Annotated in this window: 1 protein-coding gene; it reads right to left on the reverse strand. The window is 60.9% G+C overall.

Annotation, left to right across the window (positions count from 1 at the left end):
* Window positions 1–189, reverse strand: a 189-nt coding sequence (locus tag SB724_RS20190) for a glycoside hydrolase family 15 protein (protein WP_410572631.1), incomplete at its 3' end; no start/stop codon positions are given.
* Window positions 190–271 lie beyond the last annotated feature (82 nt).

Genomic DNA, 271 nt, shown 5'->3' on the forward strand with positions numbered 1-271 from the left:
GCGCTGGTCACCAGTTTGGACGGCAAGGCTAAGGCGGGCGACGCCGTGCATAGCATCAGCTGCACGCACGAGGGCAAGGTGGGAAAAAGCCTGCGGGTAGTTGCCCGCCATCCGCATCTCTTTTGCGTCGTACTCTTCGCTCAGCAGGCCTAGCTCATTGGCAAACCCTATAAGTTTGTCCATGAGCATCTGGGCGTCAGCGCGGCGTCCCGTACGTGCGTACTGCTCCGCAAGCCAGAATGAACAGGCCAGGAAGGGGTGTTCCCCAGGC

Source organism: Bacillus sp. SIMBA_031 (assembly GCF_046535225.1).
GTDB classification, from domain to species: Bacteria; Bacillota; Bacilli; order Bacillales; family Bacillaceae; genus Bacillus; species Bacillus velezensis.